This is a genomic window from Natrinema caseinilyticum, from assembly GCF_024227435.1.
Classification (GTDB): Archaea; Halobacteriota; Halobacteria; order Halobacteriales; family Natrialbaceae; genus Natrinema; species Natrinema caseinilyticum.
Genome location: NZ_CP100445.1, coordinates 1,035,580 through 1,056,347 on the forward strand (window position 1 = coordinate 1,035,580; position 20,768 = coordinate 1,056,347).

The window sequence follows — 20,768 nt, forward strand, 5'->3', positions numbered from 1 at the left end:
CGTGGAACATGACTGACCAGCCACGCGTCGAGATCTATACGAAAACGGCCTGTCCGTACTGCGAGATGGCCACGGATCTCTTCGACAGCAAGGGCGTCGCGTACGAGGAGTACGTCGTCACCGGGGACGATGATCGCTTCGAGGAGATGGTCGAGCGAGCGGACGGACGCAAAACCGCTCCGGAGATCTTCGTCGACGACGAGCTACTCGGCGGCTGGGACGAAACGAGTGCGCTGGACGAAGCGGGCGAACTCGACGCCAAACTCGGTCTCGCCCGCGAGGAACCGACCGTCTGTCCGGACGGCGGCGACGAAGCCGATCACGGAAGCGACGAGGTCCTCGAGCACCGAACGCTCGTTATCGCGGGAACCGGCATCGCGGGCCTCACCGCGGCGATCTACGCCGGCCGGTCGAACAACGAACCGCTGGTCATCGAAGGCGACGAACCCGGCGGCCAACTCACCCTCACCACCGACGTCGCCAACTATCCGGGCTTCCCCGAGGGCATCAGCGGACCCGAGCTGGTCAACAACATGAAAGAGCAGGCCCGGAAATTCGGCGCGGAGCTGAAAAACGGCATCATCGAGTCGGTCGACGACTCGAGCCGTCCCTTCCGGGTCGAACTCAGAAACGGCGACGTCTACACCGCCGACGCCGTCATCGCCGCCTCGGGCGCGAGCGCCCGCACCCTCGGGATCCCCGGCGAGGACGAACTCATGGGCTACGGCCTCTCGACGTGTGCGACCTGCGACGGCGCGTTCTTCCGCGGCGAGGACATGCTCGTCGTCGGCGGCGGCGACGCCGCCATGGAGGAGGCCACCTTCCTCACGAAGTTCGCCGACACCGTCTACATCGCCCACCGCCGCGAGGAGTTCCGCGCCGAAGATTACTGGGTCGATCGCGTCTACGAGAAGGTCGAGGAGGGCGAGATCGAGATCATGAAAAACACGGAACTGACCGAGATCCACGGCACCCAGGAAGACGGCGTCGACCACGTCACGCTCGTCGAGAACCCGGCGGGCCACCCCACCGACCGGCTCGAGGACCCCGAGACCGAGGAGTTCGACTTCGACGTCGGCGCCGTCTTCTTCGCCATCGGACACACGCCCAACACGGGCTACCTCGAGGGTACCGGCGTCGAGATGGACGACGAAGGCTACCTCAAGACGACGGGCGGCGAGGGCGGCGGCCAGACCGAAACCGACGTCCCCGGCATCTTCGGCGCCGGCGACGTCGTCGACTTCCACTACCAGCAGGCCGTGACCGCGGCCGGCATGGGTTCGAAGGCCGCACTGGACGCCGACGAGTACCTCGAGGACAGAGAGCGCGCCGACTCGAGTGCCGAGGAAGTCGATACGGCCGCGGCGGACGACTGACGGGTTCGGCGCGTCTCTCCTCGTTCGACCGTCGACTCCAGTGACCGTGCGCGCTGACCATCCCAATCTTGATTCTCGTGGAGCGTCAACGCTGTCAACAAGGATGTCACATCAAATTCGTCTCGAAGACGACGTGTACGAACGTATCAAGGCGAACAAGCGCGACGACGAATCGTTCAGCGACACCGTCGAGCGACTCATCGGTGGGCGGTCACTCCGCGATCTCCGTGACGTCTTCGACGAAGATCAGGTGAGCGAGATGCGAGAAGCCGTCGAGACCGCTGATCAGGACGACCGCAGTGAAGTCCACGAGGTCGCAAAGCGGTTCGAATGATCGTCGATACAAGTTTCGTTCTGGACGTCATCGACGATGTCGATGCAGCCGTCACGAAAGAACGGGAACTCGAGGCCGAGAGCGTCCCGCTGGTAATCCCGTCGATGACCGTTCTCGAACTCTACATCGGTGTCGGAAAAGTAGCGACGACCCGTGAAGAACGACAGCGGGTCGAAGCGGTACTCGATTCCTATCCGCTAGTGGATATGACTCCGAGTATTTCCCGACGCGCGGGGCGGCTACTCGGTGAACGCGTGGCCGATACGGAAGACGGCGAGGGACCCGGTATCGGAAAAGGTGATGCAGCAATTGCTGCGACTGCTCTCGAACGCGACGAGCCCGTGCTCGCCGGTGACAGACATTTCGGTAACATTCCAGGAGTCGTCCACGAAACGTACCGGTGAGGAGTCCTGATAACGGAGGCTGTTCCCGTCGAAAAGACAGGAGACTATTCGGGTTCCTCGTTGCTTCGGGGCATTTGAGAGAGCAAATACACTACTTCTGCCGCGACAGGGCCACCCGTTGCCGCCTATCTGTAACTGCATCCGGACACAGGTCCACTGCCCTCGTCCGTCTCCCGGAAGGTGTTTCCAGTCCCTCCATCCGCATCAGCTTCATCGCCGCTGTCGCTCCGATCGAGATACTTTGCTGGCGATTGTGAAAGCGAGGACCAGGCGCGTGCCGACTCGAGTGCCGAGGAAGTCGATACGGCCGCGGCGGACGACTGACGGGTTCGGCGCGTCTCTCCTCGTTCGACCGTCGCACCGTCTCACCGGGACTCTCGAGTGTCGGTGCGACACACGCTCCGGTGACGATTCGACGGCAATCCGTGAGGGTGGATGTTCCCACAAACAGCTTGAATGCAACGACATCGGGTTGCTACATCCGTCGCGGTAAGCTATGAGGAGATCTGTCGCGGGTACCGCTGATTTTAATAGTTCAGATAGAATGTGATATGTCATCAAATGGGTCCCAAGACGATCGATGCAAGCGACACACCGCCGAGTGAACTCGTAGGGGCGTCCGTACAGCGTCGTGAGGATCCCCATCATCTCACGGGCGATGCCGAGTATACAGACGATATTCAGTATCCCGAGGAGGTTCACCTCGGGCTGCTCGGAAGTCGATACGGACATGCTCGTATCGACGGAATCGACACGGCTCCCGCTGAAAGCGTAGAGGGCGTTATCGGTGTCTATACGTGGGCGGACGTTCAGGCGTCTCGGTCCCCGGGCTACATGCGGACGGACGACCCCGAGGGAAAGTCGGCTGAAGCAGATTCCGAGACCGGTGCAGTCGCACCAGACCATCCGATGCTAGCCGACGGTAAAGCCACCTATCAAGGGCAGCCAGTAGCCGCCGTCGTCGCAGAAGATCGGTACACGGTCCACGATGCACTCGACCTGATCGAGGTCGATTACGAGCGGTTGGATACGGTCATCGACCCGCGGGATGCGACCGCCGAGGGAGCCCCCCAGATCCACGAGACCAGCGCCGATAACGTGGCCTTCGAGTGGGACACCGGCGATGAGGAGGCCGCCGAAGCAGCGCTCGATGCTGCGGACAACGTGATCTCTTTCGAGTTCGAAATCAATCGGGTGATCCCGACGGCAATGGAGCCGCGGACTGCGGTCGCACGCTATCGCCCGTCGGACTCGGACGACGACCTCGCCGTCGAGATGTCGACACAGAATCCTCATCAGGTTCAGGCGGACTTGTCACAGACGCTCGGCGTCCCCGATGATCAGATCAGAGTCCGACCGCCGGACGTTGGGGGCGGATTCGGCGCGAAATTGTTCCCCTATACCGGCCACCTGCTCGCGGGGTGGTGTGCGATGCAGCTCGAACGACCGGTGAAGTGGGTTGCCCCTCGGACAGAAGACTTCCAGACCATGACCCACGCACGACATCACATCGTCGACGCGCGTGCGGCCGTGGACGACGACGGGACGCTTCGCGGGTTCCACGCCAACACGACCGTTCCCGTCGGTGGGTTTCTGGTTCCCGCTGGCTCGGGAGTTCCCACGAACCTCGGCGTTATGGCGAACGGTCAGTATACCGTTCCCGGGGCGTACGTCCGAACCACGGGGGCGTTCACGAACACCGCCCCGCTCTCCGCGTATCGGGGGGCCGGTCGGCCGGAGGCCACGTACTTCATCGAGCGACTCGTTGCCACGGTGGCCTCGGAACTCGATATCGATCCGGTCGAGTTCCGTCGGCGGAACTTCATCCCACCGGAAACGTTTCCGTTCGAAACGGGCCTCGGCCGCACGTACGATTCGGGCGAATACGATAAAAATCTCACAAAGGCGCTCGAAACGGTCGACTACGAGTCGTTCCGCGAACGCCAGCAACGCACTCGCGAGGACGGCCGCTACCTCGGGATCGGCCTCTCGTGCTACGTCGAGGCCTGCGGTGCCGCACCCGGGATGTCCGAGTCCGGCATCGTCCAGGTCAAACCCGCGGGGGATGTGGTTGTCAAAGTAGGCACCGCGGAGATCGGGACCGGTCATCGGACCGGTTACACCCAGATCGTCGCGAACGAATTGGGCGTGCCGTTCGACGACGTCACAGTCCTCGAGGGCGACACGGCGGCGATATCCGAAGGGCACGGTACGGCCGGAAGTAGGGCTATGCCCGTCGGCGGTGGCGCTCTCGAGACGAGCGCCAAGAAAGTAATCGAGAAAGCCCGTACGATCGCCGCACACCAGCTCGAGGCGTCCGAACAGGACATCGACTTCGAGGACGGTGAACTCTTCGTTCGCGGCGTCCCGGCCCGGGCCATTACCATCCAAGAAGTTGCCGACATCGCACACAACGAGCCAGAGCGGCTGCCCGAGGGGGTGGAGCCCGGATTGGAGGCGACCACGAACTTCGACCCGTCCAACTACACGTTTCCGTTCGGGACGCACGTCGCGATCGTGGAGGTCGATCCGGAGTCGGGCGAGATCGCGTTCGAGCGCTACGTCGCCGTCGACGACGTCGGCAACCAGATCAACCCCAAGATCGTCGAGGGGCAGGTCCACGGCGGCGTCGCCCAGGGAATCGGTCAGGCGCTCTACGAAGAGGCGGTCTACGACGAAAATGGGAACTTGCTAACGGGATCGATGCAGGACTACGCAGTACCGAAAGCCGAACACCTCCCCGATATAGAGTGGTCGTCGACGGTGACGCCGTCCCCGCACAACCCGCTGGGCGTCAAAGGCGTCGGCGAGGCCGGGGCGATCGCGGCCCCGCCAGCCGTCGTCAACGCGGTCGTCGACGCGCTCGAGCCCTTCGATGTCGAGACGCTCGACATGCCGCTCACGCCCGAACGCGTCTGGAAGGCGATCGAAGGACGGAACTGAGACACGCGGTACCGGCGTGTGAAAATCGGAAAGCGAGCGTCGACGGCATCCCTCACACCCGGTTGTGTGGTCAAATATGACGTCTTCCTGCCGTTTACGCCGGGGGTTCCCGAGATCTCACTTCGCCTCGATGTCCGTGCGGTCGTGAATCGGGCCGTCTCGTCGACCGAGGTGGCGCGGCACTCGATCGCGAGCGACCGCGAGTACTTCGGCGACGATACTGAGCGCGATCTGATACGGCGCGTCCCCGCCGAGGCTCAGTCCGATCGGCGTGTAGATCCGCTCGAGTTCCGCGTCGGTGACCGGTCGTTCCTCCTCGGCGAAGTCCGCGCGCATCTCCTTGAACCGTTTCTGCGGCCCCATCAACCCGATGTATTCGATCGGCGTCTCCAACAACTGTTCCAGGGCGAGGCGATCGTCGAGGAAGTTGTGGCTCATCACCACCGCGTACGTGTCCGCGTCCCACTCCCGGAGTTGCAGTATCTCCCGCGGCGACGCCGAAACGACCGCGTCCGCGCGGGGGAACCGGTCCTCGTCGGCACGGCCTCCGCGAAACGAGACGACCGTTACCCGGAAATCGACGCGGTTCGCCAGTTCGACGACCGGCCCGACGTCGTGACCGGACCCGAAAACGACGAGGTTCGGCGGCGGCCGCACTCCGTCCACGAACACCTCGACGCGTCCGGTATCCGTCTCGACGGTCAGCGTCTCGCTCTCAGCGGCAGCGACGAGCGTCCGCGTCGGATCCGCGAGTTCGTCGACTACCGCCGTCGGGAGGTCGGCGTCGACGGCGAATCCGTCGTCCCCCCGGTAGTAGGCGCGGTCGCCCACTGCGACGTCCGTCTCGGGGTCGTCGCGAACGACGGTCGCGACGCCGATCGCGTCGCCGGCCCGCCGAGCGTCGACGACCGGTCGATGCGACTCGTCGAGGGGCTCCAACAGGACCGTTATAACGCCGTTGCAGCCGATCCCGAGACCCCAGACGCCGTCGTCGTCGCCGGTCAGATCCCACGTCTCGACGCGGGGGGATCCGTCGGCCAGTACGTCCGCGGCCAGCGCGCGGACCTCGTCCTCGAGACATCCAGCCGTGATGCTTCCCGCTCCGCCGCTGTCCGGACGGATGAGCATCTTCGCACCCGGGCGGCGGTACGCGCTACCGTCGACCGCGACCACCGTCGCCAAGACGGCCGCCGCGTCCTCGTCGAGAGTCGTTCGTATTCGATTGAACACCTCGGTTTCCGGGAGACTCCAATCGTTCGTACTCATGTTTGATCTGTCGTTTGGGTACTCGTCTGCCGATTCGACCGCGCATCGAACTCGTAGCCGATTCGTCCGCCCGCGTCCCGCAATCGGAGTTGTCTCGCCAGTTCGACGACGTCGCTCGGGCCGGCGAATGCGAACAGGCCGTCGAGATACGGGACGGCGGCGGCCATTCCTCGAGCGGTGGGCTCGTAGGACGGCGCCGTCGCCAGCGGATTCAACCACAGCACCCGCTCGGCCCGGCGATCGATCCACGAGAGTTCGCGTTCGAGGACGTCGACGTCACCCCGCTCGAGGCCGTCGCTGACGACGAATACGACAGTGCGTCGTTCCACGGCGTCGGGTGCCGTCTCGCGGAGCCGTTCGAACGACCGCCCGATACGCGTTCCGCCGCCCCAGGCGGTTTCCGCGGCCTCGAGCGCCTCGAACGCCGTCGTCGCCGACCGCGCGTCGACGGTTTCGGTCACCTCCCTGAGGTCCTCGTCGAAGAAGAACACCCGAGCGTCCCGCCAGTCGCGGCAGGCCCGTCGAAGGAATTCGATCAGGAACCCGCGATCGATGGTGTCGAGAACCGATCGGCTCACGTCGACCAGCAAGACCGCGCGAACAGCCGTTCGACGGCGCTCACGCTTCGGAACCGAGAGGACGGTTCCACCGGTGCTCACGCTCGCCCGGAGCGCCCGACGGACGTCGGCGTGGTCGGTTCCCGACCGGAACTGTCGCCCTCGCAAACTCGCCAGTGCCCGAGTCACGTCGCGGAAGGGAGTCGCGAAATCGCTCGCGTCGGAACCGGGCCGTCCGTCGATCGTCTCCGCCGATCCAGACGGGCTGTAAAGCGCCGTCGATGCCCCGATCCCGTCGTTTTCGGCGGCATCGGGAACTGCCGTTGCAAACGATTCGGCGAGCGAACGAGCGGGACCGCGATCGGCGTCCGCAAGATCGGCTGGCGCGTCCGCACCGTTCTCGTCCGCGGCGGACTTCCCGAGCGACTCGAGAGGCACATCGGGTCCGTCGTCGACCGGCGATGTCGGTCGGTCGCTTTCGAGGCCCGTCGTGAGCCGACGCCAAAATGTTTCGAACAACCGGTCGAACGTTTCGAAATCCCCGCTGTCGGTGAGGAGACTGACTCGTAATGCCGTTCGAACGCGGCCGCGGTCATCGAGTCCGATCTCGGCGATCGCTTCGGCTGCGGTCGTTCCGGCGTTGGCCGGGACGGTCGAACCGCTGCGGCGGAGTTCGCGGACGAACAGGACGAGTTCGGCCCGGACGTGGTCGTGGACGCCCACGCTGGCGTCGTCACCACGTTCGCTCACGCTTTCCCCTCCGCTCGATCGGCGGCCTCGAGCAGTTCCGTCAGGAGGGCGTCGTCGACTCGGTCGACGTCCTCGCCCGTTTTCAGCAGACAACCGAGCGTGTTTCGGATCGTTTCGCGATCGAGCGTCCCGTCGCCGTCGTCGCGCAGCGAGGCGATCGCTCGAGCCCAGTCGATCGTTTCGGCGGCGCCGGGCGGCTTCCGCAGCGGTTCCTCGCGGAGTCGAGCGACGATCGCACAGAGGTCCGGCGCAATGGTATCGTTCAGTTGCGGTACCTTCCGGCGGAGAATGGCGATTTCCTTCTCGAGGGACGGCGGTTCGACGTACAGGTAGAGACAGCGCCGCTTGAGCGCGTCGCTCAACGCTCGCGTTCGGTTGGACGTGACGATCACGACCGGCGGTCGGTCGGCCGCGATCGTCCCGATTTCCGGAACCGACACCTGAAAGTCCGAGAGCACTTCGAGCAACAGGGCCTCGAACTCGTCGTCGGCGCGATCGATCTCGTCGACCAGCAACACGGGCGGCCGACCGGTATCGCTGCGAAGCGCCCGTAACAGCGGCCGTTCCAGCAGGTACTCCTCGGCGAATACTGACGATTCGGGGTCGTCCCCGCTCTGAACCGCGAGCAACTGTTTCGTATAGTTCCACTCGTAGAGCGCGTGTTCGGCGGTCAGGCCTTCGTAGCACTGGAGCCGTATCAGTTCGCTCCCGAGACTTGAGGCCAGCACCTTGGCGAGTTCCGTCTTCCCGGCGCCCGGTTCCCCCTCGACCAGCAGCGGCTTCCCCATGCGCAACGTCAGGAGGACGGTGGTGACGATCTCGTCCTCGGCGATGTAGTCCTCCGCATCGAGGGCGGCCCGGACGTCGGACTCCGTCAAATTCGCGAACGTCGTGGTCAGTTCGTCGGTCATGTGCGTAGCGCGGGTTCGGCGAAGGTATCGCGGGATCGTTCGGCGCACGATCCGTTTCGAAGCGTGGTACCGTCCACGTTCGTTCAGTCCGCGGCCGAGGGCGCGGAGGCCCGGTCGATCGCCGCTTCGAGCGCGCGCTCGGTGTATACTCCGAGGAGCTGAGCGCGGAACTCGCCCGACGCCTGCAGGTCCTCCATCATGAGCGCCGTATCGAGGTCGTCGGTCGCGCGACTGGCGGCCGTCGCGATCGTCTCTTCGTCGAGCGACTCACCGATCAGCGCCTCTTCGACGGGTTCGAGTCGCACTCCGTGATCCATCGCGCCGTTCGCGCCGATTCCGGCCGACGCGACGGTTCCGTCCTCGATCGTCAGCAGGGCCGCGACGCCAACCATCGCGTACCCCGAAGACGGACTCGGTCGCTTCGCGTAGGTTCCGACGGCGTCGGCTGCCGAAGGCACCTCGATCCGGGTGAGGATTTCGGCGGGGCCGAGGTCCGTCGCGTACATCCCGTAGTAGAACTCGTCCGCCGGAATCGTGCGCTCGCCATCGGGGCCCTGCACCACCAGTCTCACATCGGAGGCCAGCGCGGCGCCGGGGAGGTCGGAGGCGGGGTCCGCGTGTGCGAGGTTACCGCCGATCGTGCCCCGGTTGCGGACCTGCCGATCGCCCACCCGTTCGACCGCCGCGGTCAGCGCCGGCGCGTGTTCGTGAGCGTCCGCGGATCCCAGTACGTCGCTGTAGCGGTTCATCGCGCCGATCGTGAGCGTGTCGCCGTCGACGGCGACGCCGTGGAGGGCGTCGACCTCGCCGATGTCGATCAGAACGTCCGGACTCGAGAGGCCGGTCTTCATCGCCGGAAGCAGGCTGTGACCGCCGGCCAGTAACTCCGTCTCCTCCATCGCGTTTTCCTCGAGCAGGTCGATCGCTTCGTCCACCGTCGCCGCCTGATAGTAGTCGAATTCGTCGGGATACATCACGAATCACCTCCGTTGCCGTCCGTCGCGGTGTCGGGATCGTCGATGACACCGTCAGCAGCGGTGTGTGAATCGGCCGTCCCGCCGTCCGCGACGGCGTCCGGCGTCTCGGCATCGGCTTCGGTCCGGCCGTCGACGGCGTTCCAGACCCGCTCGGCCGTCAGGGGCATCTCGACGTGATCGACGCCGAACGGCTCGAGCGCGTCCGCGACCGCGTTCACGACCGCCTGGGGGGCCGCGATCGTCCCGGCCTCGCCGACGCCTTTGACGCCCAGCGGGTTGTGCGGACTCTCCGTAACGGTGGAGGCCGTTTCTATCTCCGGGATGTGCATCGCCTTCGGGACGGCGTAATCCTGCATCGATCCCGTCAGGAGCTGCGCGTTCGAGTCGTACTCCGCGCCCTCGTAGAGCGCCTGACCGACGCCCTGGGCGACGCCGCCGTGGACCTGCCCCTCGACGATCTTGGGGTTGATCTGGTTGCCGACGTCGTCGACGGCGACGTAGCGCTCGAACGCGATCTCGCCCGACTCCGGATCGACCTCCACGACCGCGACGTGCGTTCCGAACGGGAACACGAAGTTGTCCGGATCGTAGAACGACGTGGCCTCGAGACCGGGTTCCATGTCGTCGGGGATGTCGTGAGCGAGATAGGACTGTTGGGCGATTGCCTTGATGCCGATCGACCGGTCGGGGGCTCCCGCGACCCGGAACTCACCGCCTTCGAACTCGAGATCCGCGGGATCGGCCTCGAGCTGGTGGGCCGCGATCTCGCGGGCCTTGTCGACGAGTTTCTGCGAGCTCTTGACCAGCGAACTCCCGCCGACCGCCGCCGATCGGGAGCCGTACGTCCCCATTCCGTGCGGGATTTCGTCCGTATCGCCCTCGACGACCTCGACGTCATCGTAGGGGACACCGAGCTCGTTCGCGACGATCTGTGCGTACGTCGTCGCGTGCCCCTGGCCGTGACCCGACGTTCCGCAGTAGGCCGTGACCGTCCCGGAGGGATGGAACCGAACGAGACTCGACTCCCAGAGCCCGGCCTGTGCGCCGAGCTGGCCGGCGAGTTCCGACGGCGCTAACCCGCAGGCCTCGATGTAACAGGAGAAGCCGATCCCGAGGTAGCGGCCGTCCGCACGGGCCTCCACCTGACGCTCGCGAAACGACTCGTAGTCGACCATCTCAAGAGCCTCGTCCAGCGTCTTCTCGTAATCGCCGCTGTCGTAGACCACGGCGACCTGCGTCTCGTAGGGAAACGCGTCCTCGGGGACGAAGTTCCGCCGCCGGAACTCGGCGGGGTCCATTCCCATTTCCTCGGCACCGAGCTTCGCCAGCCGCTCGATCACGAACGACGCCTCCGGACGGCCGGCGCCTCGATAGGCGTCGACCGGCGGTACGTTCGTGAACGCGCCCGTAACCGAACAGTGGATCGCCGGAATGTCGTACTGTCCCGAGAGCAGCGTTCCGTAGAGGTACGTCGGCACCGCGGGCGCGAACGTCGAGAGGTACGCACCCAGGTTCGCGGTCGTATCGACGCGAAGGCCGACGACGTCGCCGTCTTCGTTCATCGCGATGTCTGCCGTCGTCACGTGCCCGCGACCCTGCGCGTCCGTCTTGTACGTCTCTGTTCGAGTGGCGGTCCACTTGACCGGTCGCTCGAGATGTTTGGCGACCCACGCGACCAGCGCCTCGTCGGCGTAGTGGTGGATCTTACTCCCGAACCCGCCGCCGACTTCCGGTGCCTTGATCCGCAGTTTGTGCTCCGGATGCCCGATTACCCCCGACATGAGCAGGCGATGCAGGTGGGGGTTCTGGGAGGTCATGAACACCTCCAACTCGTCCGTCCCGGGGCTGTAGTCGGCGACCGCGGCCCGCGGCTCCATCGCGTTCGGGATGAGCAGCTGATTCTCGAGGTCGATGCTCGCGGTGTGAGCGGCCGATTCGAAGGCCTCTTCGGTCCGCTCTGAGTCGCCGATCTCCCAGTCGAACGCGACGTTGCCCTCGGCGTCGTCGTGGAGTTCGGGCGCGTCGTCACCGAGAGCGGCGTCCGGGTCGGTCACGGCGTCGAGTCGCTCGTAGTCGATGTCGATGGCGTCGACCGCGTCGTGAGCGACGTACCGGTCCTCGGCGACGACGACCGCGATCGCGTCGCCCTGATAGCGGACGCGATCGTTCGCCAGTATCGGGTGATCGACCTGCCGAAGGCTGTCGAGCAGCCACCCGACAGGGAGCGAGTACGATCCTCCACCCGGCGTGTCATCGCGGTGGAGGTCGTCGTGGGTGTAGACGCCGACGACGCCGTTCATCGCCTCCGCATCGCTCGTATCGACGTCTCCGAGCTTCGCGTGACCGTGCTGGCTCCGGAGGATCGCCATGTGGACCATGCCCTGTAGTTGGATGTCGTCGGTGTACTCGGCGTCACCGGTGATCAGTGCCGGGTCCTCCCGGCGTTCGATAGCCGAGCCGAGGATATCGGCGGCGGCGACCTCGTCCGGATCGATCGATTCGATACTCATTCCGCGTCACCTCCGTCGTCGGGCCAGCGTACGTCGCCGGCGTCGGAGCCACAGCACGATCCCGACCGGTCCGCGGCGTCGGCCGGACAGCCGCCGTCGGCGACGGCCCCGGCGCGCATTTCGTCCGCCGCGTTCTCGACCGCATTGACGATGTTCTGGTAGCCGGTACACCGACACAGGTTTCCTTCTAACCCCTCGCGGATCTCCTCGCGACTGGGATCGGGGTTCTCCTCGAGGAAATCGGTCGCCGCCATCATCATCCCGGGCGTGCAGTAGCCACACTGGAGCCCGTGCTCCTCCTGAAATCCGGACTGGATGGGGTGGAACTCGCCGTCCTCGGCGAGTCCTTCGACCGTCTCGATCGTCGCGCCGTCGGCCTGTACCGCAAGGACCGTACAGGATTTGACCGCGTCGTCGTCGAGGTGGACCGTACAGGCGCCACAAAGGCTGCTCTCGCAGCCGACGTTCGTCCCGGTGTACCCGAGCTCGTCTCGGAGCGCGTGAACCAGGAGCGTCCGCGGCTCGACCGTGAGTTCGTGTTCCGTTCCGTTGACCGTCAGCGTGATGTCGTGTTCAGTCATAGCTTATGAGTCGCTCGCATCGCTTCCCGACCGACCGAGTACCCTGTCGACCAATCCCCGATCGCCTTCGGCCGGGTCCGATGTCCCGCCCGTCGCGTCCCCTTCGGTAGCGAGCTGTCGCTCGCGGAGTTGCTCCTGAACCGACGAGAAGAACCGCTTGACCACGCGGTTCGCGACCGGGCTGACGACGCGTTGGCCCATCTGGGCGATTTTCCCGAACACGTCGGCTTCGGTCTCCCACTCGACGGCGACGCCGTCGTCGGTCTCGGAGAGGGTCATCCCCGACGACATCTCGAAGGAACTGTTACTCGACGATCCCTCGCCGGAAGCGGACATCGACGGGTACTCTCGGTGATCGATCGTCACGACCGTCTCGAACGTCGGATTCACCGGTCCGACGCTGATCTGCATCAGCGCCGCGTAGTGGCCGCCCTCCTCGAATGCGCGGTCGGCGATCGCCTCCGGGTCCGCAGTCGGTTCGACCTCCCGATCGGCCGCTTCGTCGCGCAACTCGTCGAAGTCGACGTCGGTATCGTCGACGCGTACCAGAAACTCACACCCCGGCAACGACTGCTCGACCAACACTGGATCGGATAACGCGAGCCACACCTCGTCGACTGTAGACTCCTCGAGTTCGAACGTCCCACTGAATTCCATATTGTCACCGACTGGCATACGCCAGTCTTTAACACAGTACGGCAATGCACATAAGTATAATACTTTGCATATCGGCGGTACAAGGGCCATTTTGAAACTATAATTGGTTATTCAGTGACGGAAGTGTAACCGATTCGAAAACTACAACTAATCCAAGTAGCGATCGCATGCGTCGGCGTAACAGAATCGTTACCGACAGCGTCGAGTGAGCGACGAATACCCGTTGCCAAAGTTATTCTTTTGCTTACAGATTCGCCGTGCACATGACTAGCACTGCTGGACGAAGTGAACATTTCACCTATATGACGGCCGTCGATCCGGACGTTCACCCCTCGATTCCGCTCGACGACCTCGCTGAGTATTGCAGGAAACCCCACCGGCCGATAACGAAGAACCTGACCTATATTCCAGTTAATCGGAGCGGATGGAACCGCTATCTGGGCGGCAAGATCGAGACCGAGTAGGAAAACGCCAGCACCGCAGCAGAACCGCAGACTCGTCGTACGAGAAATCTGCGTCGAGTTCGATATCGACACCGGCGAACTCCTCGAGAAGGCAGCGGAGATCCAGCACCAAAAACAGCAGGACCCACAGCAGTTACAGCACGGCCAGGGTCAACGGGAAGAACCGCTCCGAGGGAAGTTCAACGTGGGTGCCTTCTGTGACTCGAATGCTCTTGCTCACGTTTTCAGTGTATACGGCCCCGTACCAATGTATACGGCCCCGTACACACGTGTCTATCACGAGCTCGAACGTGATCTGCGAGGACCACCCTCGACGTCCCGATGCGGGCGGACTGGTCTCGCGTACGGACGGCGTCCGGGCTTTATCTCCTCTGAAGGTGTAGGGCGGGGCGTCGTCGGCGGCCATCCACCGCCGCGACGGACGGTGATCTTACTATGCCCGAAATCAAATCGATCGTCCGCGAATCAGTCGTGAGCGCGGCTCCGGACACCTCCCTGACCGACCTCGCGCAGTTGATGGACGAAGAGAACGTCGGCTGCGTCGTCGTCGCCGAGGACGACCGCCCGCAGGGAGTCGTCACGGACCGAGACATCGCACTCGAGGCGACAGCGCACGGGGCCGATCCCTCGTCGGCGACCGCGGCGGACGTGATGAGCGAGGACGTCGTCACGGTCGACGCCGAAAGCGGTATCTTCGACGTGCTCCGCGCGATGACGGACGCGGAGGTGCGACGGATCCCGGCAACCGATTCCGATGGCGAACTCGCCGGAATCGTCACGTTCGACGACTTCGTCGTCCTGCTCGGCCGCGAACTCAAACTGCTCGGTGAGGTCGTCGAAGCCGAAATCCCGCCCTACGAGCACACCTGAAGCCAAACCGTCTACAAGCGCACCTGAAGCCAAACCGTCTACGAGCACACCGAAACCCGAACCGCCGACCCCGACGGTGCCGGCGTCTCGGTCGTCAGAAAGTGAACACGTGGTCCGCGTCGTCGACTTCCTCCAGGAAGGTCGCCGCGCCCGCGAACTTCGTGGTGACCGTATCGTCCATCGCGTCCTCGTCCCACTCGAGCATGTCGAGCGTGGTGGTACACGCGACCGTCGTCACCCGTTCGCCGCCGTCGGCGACGAACTGGTCGAGCAAGTCGTAGGGGTTCGGCATGCCCTCCTCGAGGAGGGGTTCGATCCGCGAAAGGTCCTTCTCGCCCTCCGTCAGGTGGGTCAACCCGTCGAACGTGAAGTAGACGAGCACCTCCATCTCGGAGGCCACCCCCGTGAGCCCGAGGTTCACCGCCATCGCGAGGCTCTTCGGATCGTCGCTCGAGACGATGATACCGATCTTGTCCATCGTCATTTACTCCACCCTCCGGACGTAGTGTTCGTATACGGTTTCGCCGTCGCGGTCCGCCTCGTGCTGGTCGAGCAGTTCGACGTCCGCGGTCGCGTCGGCCCAGCCGCGGATGTCGCTTACGCTCCCGGGATCGGTCGCGAGCACCTCGAGCACCGCGTTCGGCTCGAGGCCGTCGACGGCGCTTTTCGTCTTGACGACCGGCATCGGACAGCTTTCGCCCCGTACGTCGAGCGTGTCGGCAGTTTCGTAGTCTGTTTGCATGCGTCATCGACCTCCGTCGCGGTCGAACGGTGAACGTAGGACGCGCTCGAGTAAAAAGTGTGTGGGGGACTCACACGGCGCTGTTCGCCGCCGTCGTAAACGGGTGGGCGTTCGCCTCGCTACCGCTGTAACGGCTCGCGGACAGAACCCGCTCACCCGGCGCCCGTTCCCGTCGCGATCGCCCAGAACGCGACGACGGTCACGAGAACCGTCAGCAGAATCGCGACCGTGTAACCGCCCGTATATGCGACGCTCGCGGTTCCGAGCGGCGGCATGGCGAGCGCACCGACTCCGCCGGCGACGTTGAATACTCCGATGACCGCGGTGTCCTTCTCGGGATCGTACACCTGCATGAGGACCGGGACGTACAGCGTCGCACAGCCGCCGAGACCCAACCCGACCAGGACGACACCGACGGCGAGCATCGAAATCGGCGGCGGGAAAAAGAGGACGATGCCAGCAGCCGAACAGCCGAGCGACGCGAGAAACGCCCGTCTCGAGCCGATTCGGTCGGCGAGATAGCCGCCGCCGATCCGGGAGACGATGCTGACCCCGCCGATGAGTCCGAACACGGTCGACGCCGCCGCCTCCGTCAGTCCTCGCGCCGCGAAGAGATCGACCGCGTACGCGGCGAGCAACTGGTACCAGGCGAACGCGAGCCCGATCCCGACGAACAACAGCCGAAACGACCGGGTCCCGGCCAACCGGCGGACCCAGCCGAGCAACTCCCCGATCGACGTCGCGGACTGACTCGCCCATCGGGGGCGGCGACACGTGACGCCGGCCGAGAGAAAGGCGATCGCAGTCGCCGACAGGACGAGCAGGAATCCTCGCCGCACGCCGAACGACGCGAGGACGTACTGCCACACGGGCGGGAGGACGAACAGGCCGAGCCCGTTGCCGACGAAGATGAGCCCCGTGGCGGCACCGCGTCGGGCGTCGAACCAGCGCGGGACGATGGACGCGAGGAGGACGAACACGCTGCCGAGCGCGAGTCCGAGCACCGCGAAGACGACGGCCAGGCCGAGGTACGACCCCGTCACGTACAGCGCGGGCCCCAGGAAACCGGTCGCGACCGCACACGCGAGGAGAACGCCGCGAGCCGGTAACCGCGCGGCGACGACGCCGATCGCACCGGAGCCGATGAAGAAGGTAAACAGCATGATCGAGAAGACGCTCGAGAGTGCCACCGGCGAGAGGCCGAAGGCTTCGCTCAGCGGCCCCCGTAAGATGCCGTACGACAGCGGCGTTCCGAACGTGAACACCATCGCGACAGCGCCGACCATCGCCACCACCCAACTGCGACGACTGTCCGGCGTCTCCTCGAACCTCCTCGTCACGTATCGCTGTCCCTCGTCCGCAGGCGAAAGAGTTCTGGTTCGAGAATTATTCACGTGGCCACGAACTATTTCTCAGATCCATCGACGAGCGGATTTCTCCTGGCCGTATCCACACTGGGGCGCTCGTCCGAAACGTTCGCCGCCCCGGACGCCGCCGTCGCCGGCCGACAGGCCGGACCGGTGGGCGTGTCGTTCGTCGGGCGACGGTAGCGCCGCTCGCCGTTTGTGACACGAGCGCCACCGGCGACTCAGGAATCTACGTCTACGGCGAGTGACGGGCCGTCCCGCGTCCCGAGGATCGTCGCCAGCAGGCAGGCGCTGCCGGCGAGGCCGGCGAGTACGACGAAGAGCGTCCCGACGGAGGCGTACGTGAGGATCCAGCCGGCGATCGTGGCGCCGAGCGACCCCACACCGAATATTCCGAGATACGTGTAGCCGAACGAGAGGCCGCGCGCGTCCGGGGGCGAGTACTTCGCGATCGTCGCCTGCACCAGCGGCTGCATCCCGAACAGGGCGATCCCGAGTCCGACACTGACCGCGAGCAGCGTCGCGAGACTCGCCCGAGCCGCGGGCACGAACGCGAGCGCGAGCAGCGACAGGGCGACCAGCATCGCGGCCACGCCGCGTTCGGGACGAATCCGATCGCTGAGTCGGCCGCCGACGTACTGGCCGCCGATCCCGACGGTGAGGAGGCCGACGTACAGGTACTTGGCGAGATCGAACTCGGCGGCGACCGGGCCCGTCAGACCGATCGACTGCAGGTCGACGGGTCCGAGCTGTGACGTCAGAAAGCCGTCGAGCAGTTCGGGCAGGAACGTGAGCACGCCGCGGTAGTAGAGCCCGTTGCCCATGACGAGGAGGAACACGAGCAGAAATCCGCCCGCGAACACGCGCCTCGAGTCGGCGACGAACGAAGCGAGCGACCGGCTCGTGGACGCGTCGCGGCCGCCGTCGGCGACCTGGACGGCGGCGGTTTCGTCGAATTCGGACGCCAGCCCGACGACGGCGGCGATCAGCGCCGGTACGGCGAGGACCGCGACGACGAGGCGCCAATCGACGGCGAGCAACAACACCGCGGTCGCGAGCGGGCCGAACGCGATCCCGGCGTTGCCCGCCATTCCGTGATAGGCGAAGGCCCGCCCCCGCACGTCGTCCCGAACGCCGGTGCTGATGAGGGCCAGACCCGCCGGGTGGTAAACGCTGGCGGCGAGCCCCCAGACGCCAAGCGCGAGCGCGACCGTCACGACGGTCTGGGACAATCCCACGAGCAGGAAGGCACCACCCATGCCGAGCAGACAGCCGACGATCAGCCGACGGGAGCCGTACCGATCGACGAGGATCCCACCCGGGAGTGCGCCGACGCCGAAGACCGCGTAGCCGACCGTGACGACGGTCCCGAGTACCGCGGCGGTGACCGAAAACTCCCGTAACCAGATCGTCATCAGGATCGGAATCGACAGCTCGTACGTGTGGACCAGCCAGTGGGCGACCATCAGGAAGCCCGTGATGGACCGTTCGTTCGCGTTCACGAGGGCCTCCCCCGCGAAACGCGGTGCGATCGAGTCGCCCGTGGGCCGAGAGGGAGCGGCCGTCGGCCAGCGGTCGTCGATGGCATCGTCATACCGCTGCCCTGTCGGCCACGGAATTGTACGTTTCGGTCCCGTATCTGTCCGTTCACAGTAGCCGGTTCCCCGTTCGATGGTACACAAACGCGGTGACGATTCCGACGCCAACCCTCGTCACCGCGTTAGAGCCGGATCCAGTCTGTGCCGAGCCCTTAGCGTCTCGAGGCGGCTTCGTCGACGAGTTCGTTCGCCGTGTCTCGGAGTTCGGCGGTCATGTGCAGGCCGTGTTCGTCGAGACGACGGACGATAGCTTTCGCATCCGACTCGGGAAGCCCTTCCTCGGTCGCCCTGACGATCACGCCGATCGTGCCGGTCACGGTCGCCCCGAGCCCTCGAGCGACGGTTCTCACGCGTCGGTCATCGGAGACGACACCATCACCGCCGAGGGCTCCGTTTTCTCGTGTCACGATCGCGTCGACGGTTTCGGTACGCCTCCGCACAATCGACTGATATCCCGTCCAGGAATTCGAAACCGGCCGCGATCGGACACGAACTCGTTCCTCTCGCAGAATCGGCTCACAAACACCGAGTGAGGATCGTCACAGCTTCGGACGACTGTCGCTCGTTTTCGATTCGATCCCCAAATAATCGAACATATTTTAAAGTCTCATCCCCCTAAGATGAGACTGCTCCCATCGGTGGGAGCTGCGTGAGGCACAGAAGGGGGACCATGACGGGTGTATCCCCCTTCTGTGACGCACATTTCAGTGCGCGAGCGACTGTACCATGAACCCGATTATCAAACATTGGAATCTATCGGAAGTTTGCCACGGTCAGGCGGTCCGATTCGAACGGCGACGGGCTTCCGGATCGGGACGTCGACCGCGTCTACGACGCGTTACTCGAGGACGAGAGCGCCCGCCAGTACGTCACGAACGACCGGAGCGCGACGCGAATCGAGTTCCAAGTTCCCGTCGACGCCGATCAAACCGCCGCAACGCTGGCTGCCAGGGAGATCGCGGCAGAGATGCACGTGGACGCGACGGCTTCTACGCCCACCTCACATCGGTCTTCCTGCTACCGTCGGTGATCGTCGTGTGGGATCGATTCGAGCGGCGGTACGGATCGATCGGGAGTCGTGTCGCGTGATGTGTATTGACATTCTTTTTCAGCCCGCATATCTAGTGAACGGTATGCGTATCGACATCGAGAGAGATCGATTGGTGGAAACGATGGAAGACCAGGCCGAGATCGGTGCGATCGACGGCGGCGGTCTCGATCGGTTGACGCTAACGGACGCCGACCGCGAGGTCAGAGAGTGGTTCCGGGACCGGATGGAGGCAGTCGGGTTGGACGTCCGCGTCGACGAGATGGGAAACATGTTCGGACGGCGACCCGGAACCGAACCCGACGCGGGAACCGTCCTGCTGGGCTCCCACCTCGACTCACAGCCCCACGGTGGAATCTACGACGGCCCGCTGGGCGTCATCGGCGCGCTGGAATTCGTGCGGACGCTCGAGGACGAGGATATACAAACGGTCCATCCCGTCGAAATCGTTAACTGGACGAACGAGGAGGGGTCGCGGTTCCAGCCCGCCATGATGTCGAGTGGGGTCTGGGCCGGCGAGATTCCGCGTGAGGAGGCCTATCGGGCGGCCGACGACGAGGGCAAGCAATTTGTGGACGAACTGGAGCGAATCGGCTACCGGGGGGACGTTCCGGCCGAGCCACAGTACGAGTACGATTCGTATCTCGAACTCCATATCGAGCAGGGGCCGTCTCTCGACGAGAAGGACCGCGACGTGGGTATCGTGACCGGCATCGTCGGCCTTCGCTGGGGGGAAGTCACGTTCCGGGGGCAGGCCAATCACTCCGGGACGACACCGATGCACCATCGGAGCGACGCGCTGGTCGCGGCGAGCGACGTCATCACGCAGGTGCGACGCATCCCCGGTACACTCGGCGAACGAACCGCTGCCACGACCGGCGTCGTCGACGTCGCACCCGCATCGATCAATATCGTCCCTGCGGAAGTGCGGTTCACCGTCGACCTCCGCGACCCCGACGACGACGTCGCCGACGAGGCGGTCGAGCGCGTGAAAGACGAGGTTCGGGCCGCCGCCGCGCGCGAGGGCGTCGAGTGGGAGTACGAGACGCGGATGGAGGCGAAAAGCGTCGCCTTTGCCGACCGGTGTGTCGATGCCGTGCGGTCCGCGGTCACCACCCTCGGCTACGACGGCACGGAACTCGTCAGCGGTGCGGGCCACGACGCGACGTATGCCGCCAACGTCTGCGATACCGGAATGGTGTTCGCAGTGAGCGAGGCGGGGAAGAGTCACACACCGGAGGAGTACACGAGTTGGGACGACTGCTACAAGGCGGCGAATACGCTGGCGAATGCCGCCCTCGACCTCGCTGGTGTTGCCGACGCCGGGGCAAAGCGAACTGGATGAGATCCACGTCGGTCGCTCCTGCTCCGGACGTGAAGAGCGTCCTCGATTCCGTCTGTGACACCGATCGC

The 20,768-nt window shown here is 64.9% G+C and carries 18 protein-coding genes; 6 read left to right on the forward strand and 12 right to left on the reverse strand.

What is annotated here, in order from left to right; translation table 11 throughout:
• Positions 1–8 precede the first annotated feature (8 nt).
• The 4 genes from NJT13_RS05035 to NJT13_RS05050 all read left to right on the forward strand — a co-directional run bounded on the left by NJT13_RS05035 (position 9) and on the right by NJT13_RS05050 (position 5,057).
• A complete protein-coding gene (locus NJT13_RS05035; RefSeq protein ID WP_254524399.1) occupies positions 9–1,376 on the forward strand; it encodes an FAD-dependent oxidoreductase in 1,368 nt (455 codons plus the stop codon).
• Between the two features lie 103 nt (positions 1,377–1,479).
• On the forward strand, positions 1,480–1,710 hold the full coding sequence (locus tag NJT13_RS05040) for an antitoxin VapB family protein (RefSeq protein WP_254524401.1): 231 nt from the start codon (positions 1,480–1,482) through the stop codon (positions 1,708–1,710).
• Entirely contained in the window at positions 1,707–2,114 is a 408-nt protein-coding gene (locus NJT13_RS05045; protein ID WP_254524404.1) for a PIN domain-containing protein, read from the forward strand. Before NJT13_RS05040 ends, NJT13_RS05045 begins: the two co-directional genes overlap by 4 nt.
• A gap of 561 nt (positions 2,115–2,675) precedes the next feature.
• On the forward strand, positions 2,676–5,057 hold the full coding sequence (locus NJT13_RS05050) for a xanthine dehydrogenase family protein molybdopterin-binding subunit (protein WP_254524406.1): 2,382 nt from the start codon (positions 2,676–2,678) through the stop codon (positions 5,055–5,057).
• Between the two features lie 117 nt (positions 5,058–5,174).
• Here the strand turns inward: NJT13_RS05050 and NJT13_RS05055 are convergent, their stop codons facing one another.
• From NJT13_RS05055 to NJT13_RS05085, 7 genes are all read right to left on the reverse strand, one after another.
• Positions 5,175–6,323, reverse strand: a complete 1,149-nt coding sequence (locus NJT13_RS05055; protein ID WP_254524408.1) for an XdhC family protein — start codon at positions 6,321–6,323, stop codon at positions 5,175–5,177.
• A complete protein-coding gene (locus NJT13_RS05060; protein WP_254524409.1) occupies positions 6,320–7,630 on the reverse strand; it encodes a VWA domain-containing protein in 1,311 nt (436 codons plus the stop codon). The genes NJT13_RS05055 and NJT13_RS05060 overlap by 4 nt, the downstream gene beginning before the upstream one ends.
• Positions 7,627–8,541 carry an AAA family ATPase gene (locus NJT13_RS05065; protein ID WP_254524411.1) on the reverse strand — a complete coding sequence of 305 codons (915 nt, stop codon included), beginning with the start codon at positions 8,539–8,541 and terminating at the stop codon, positions 7,627–7,629. The genes NJT13_RS05060 and NJT13_RS05065 overlap by 4 nt, the downstream gene beginning before the upstream one ends.
• Before the next feature lie 83 nt (positions 8,542–8,624).
• On the reverse strand, positions 8,625–9,515 hold the full coding sequence (locus NJT13_RS05070; RefSeq protein ID WP_254524413.1) for an FAD binding domain-containing protein: 891 nt from the start codon (positions 9,513–9,515) through the stop codon (positions 8,625–8,627).
• Positions 9,515–12,028: a xanthine dehydrogenase family protein molybdopterin-binding subunit gene (locus tag NJT13_RS05075; RefSeq protein WP_254524414.1), complete on the reverse strand. Its 2,514-nt coding sequence runs from the start codon at positions 12,026–12,028 to the stop codon at positions 9,515–9,517. Before NJT13_RS05075 ends, NJT13_RS05070 begins: the two co-directional genes overlap by 1 nt.
• On the reverse strand, positions 12,025–12,609 hold the full coding sequence (locus NJT13_RS05080) for a (2Fe-2S)-binding protein (protein WP_254524416.1): 585 nt from the start codon (positions 12,607–12,609) through the stop codon (positions 12,025–12,027). Before NJT13_RS05080 ends, NJT13_RS05075 begins: the two co-directional genes overlap by 4 nt.
• 3 nt (positions 12,610–12,612) lie before the next feature.
• Positions 12,613–13,266, reverse strand: a complete 654-nt coding sequence (locus tag NJT13_RS05085) for an SRPBCC family protein (RefSeq protein ID WP_254524417.1) — start codon at positions 13,264–13,266, stop codon at positions 12,613–12,615.
• A gap of 899 nt (positions 13,267–14,165) precedes the next feature.
• On the opposite strand from NJT13_RS05085, the gene NJT13_RS05090 reads away from it, so the two are divergent.
• Positions 14,166–14,600: a CBS domain-containing protein gene (locus tag NJT13_RS05090; protein ID WP_254524419.1), complete on the forward strand. Its 435-nt coding sequence runs from the start codon at positions 14,166–14,168 to the stop codon at positions 14,598–14,600.
• 94 nt (positions 14,601–14,694) lie between these two features.
• On the opposite strand, the gene NJT13_RS05095 is transcribed toward NJT13_RS05090, so the two are convergent.
• The 5 genes from NJT13_RS05095 to NJT13_RS05115 form a co-directional block, all read right to left on the reverse strand.
• The gene (locus NJT13_RS05095; RefSeq protein WP_254524421.1) at positions 14,695–15,084 is read right to left on the reverse strand and encodes a DsrE family protein; all 390 of its coding nucleotides are present in this window, start codon (positions 15,082–15,084) and stop codon (positions 14,695–14,697) included.
• Positions 15,085–15,342: a sulfurtransferase TusA family protein gene (locus NJT13_RS05100; protein WP_254524422.1), complete on the reverse strand. Its 258-nt coding sequence runs from the start codon at positions 15,340–15,342 to the stop codon at positions 15,085–15,087.
• 152 nt (positions 15,343–15,494) lie between these two features.
• On the reverse strand, positions 15,495–16,610 hold the full coding sequence (locus tag NJT13_RS05105; protein ID WP_254525403.1) for an MFS transporter: 1,116 nt from the start codon (positions 16,608–16,610) through the stop codon (positions 15,495–15,497).
• Positions 16,611–16,930: 320 nt separating this feature from the next.
• The gene (locus NJT13_RS05110; protein ID WP_254524425.1) at positions 16,931–18,211 is read right to left on the reverse strand and encodes an MFS transporter; all 1,281 of its coding nucleotides are present in this window, start codon (positions 18,209–18,211) and stop codon (positions 16,931–16,933) included.
• 248 nt (positions 18,212–18,459) lie between these two features.
• Entirely contained in the window at positions 18,460–18,714 is a 255-nt protein-coding gene (locus tag NJT13_RS05115; protein ID WP_254524428.1) for a PIN domain-containing protein, read from the reverse strand.
• 726 nt (positions 18,715–19,440) lie between these two features.
• On the opposite strand from NJT13_RS05115, the gene NJT13_RS05125 reads away from it, so the two are divergent.
• Positions 19,441–20,700: a Zn-dependent hydrolase gene (locus NJT13_RS05125; RefSeq protein ID WP_254524430.1), complete on the forward strand. Its 1,260-nt coding sequence runs from the start codon at positions 19,441–19,443 to the stop codon at positions 20,698–20,700.
• The last annotated feature ends 68 nt before the right edge of the window (positions 20,701–20,768 follow it).

What these genes read in the sequence shown, in the direction of transcription:
- NJT13_RS05035 (WP_254524399.1), top strand. Translation starts at nt 9, where the DNA reads ATGACTGACCAGCCACGCGTCGAGATCTATACGAAAACGGCCTGTCCG.
- NJT13_RS05100 (WP_254524422.1), bottom strand. Translation starts at nt 15,342, where the DNA reads ATGCAAACAGACTACGAAACTGCCGACACGCTCGACGTACGGGGCGAA.
- NJT13_RS05065 (WP_254524411.1), bottom strand. Translation starts at nt 8,541, where the DNA reads ATGACCGACGAACTGACCACGACGTTCGCGAATTTGACGGAGTCCGAC.
- NJT13_RS05085 (WP_254524417.1), bottom strand. Translation starts at nt 13,266, where the DNA reads ATGGAATTCAGTGGGACGTTCGAACTCGAGGAGTCTACAGTCGACGAG.
- NJT13_RS05040 (WP_254524401.1), top strand. Translation starts at nt 1,480, where the DNA reads ATGTCACATCAAATTCGTCTCGAAGACGACGTGTACGAACGTATCAAG.
- NJT13_RS05125 (WP_254524430.1), top strand. Translation starts at nt 19,441, where the DNA reads ATGCGTATCGACATCGAGAGAGATCGATTGGTGGAAACGATGGAAGAC.
- NJT13_RS05050 (WP_254524406.1), top strand. Translation starts at nt 2,676, where the DNA reads ATGGGTCCCAAGACGATCGATGCAAGCGACACACCGCCGAGTGAACTC.
- NJT13_RS05090 (WP_254524419.1), top strand. Translation starts at nt 14,166, where the DNA reads ATGCCCGAAATCAAATCGATCGTCCGCGAATCAGTCGTGAGCGCGGCT.
- NJT13_RS05055 (WP_254524408.1), bottom strand. Translation starts at nt 6,323, where the DNA reads ATGAGTACGAACGATTGGAGTCTCCCGGAAACCGAGGTGTTCAATCGA.
- NJT13_RS05045 (WP_254524404.1), top strand. Translation starts at nt 1,707, where the DNA reads ATGATCGTCGATACAAGTTTCGTTCTGGACGTCATCGACGATGTCGAT.
- NJT13_RS05095 (WP_254524421.1), bottom strand. Translation starts at nt 15,084, where the DNA reads ATGACGATGGACAAGATCGGTATCATCGTCTCGAGCGACGATCCGAAG.
- NJT13_RS05105 (WP_254525403.1), bottom strand. Translation starts at nt 16,610, where the DNA reads ATGGTGTTCACGTTCGGAACGCCGCTGTCGTACGGCATCTTACGGGGG.
- NJT13_RS05075 (WP_254524414.1), bottom strand. Translation starts at nt 12,028, where the DNA reads ATGAGTATCGAATCGATCGATCCGGACGAGGTCGCCGCCGCCGATATC.
- NJT13_RS05080 (WP_254524416.1), bottom strand. Translation starts at nt 12,609, where the DNA reads ATGACTGAACACGACATCACGCTGACGGTCAACGGAACGGAACACGAA.
- NJT13_RS05070 (WP_254524413.1), bottom strand. Translation starts at nt 9,515, where the DNA reads ATGTATCCCGACGAATTCGACTACTATCAGGCGGCGACGGTGGACGAA.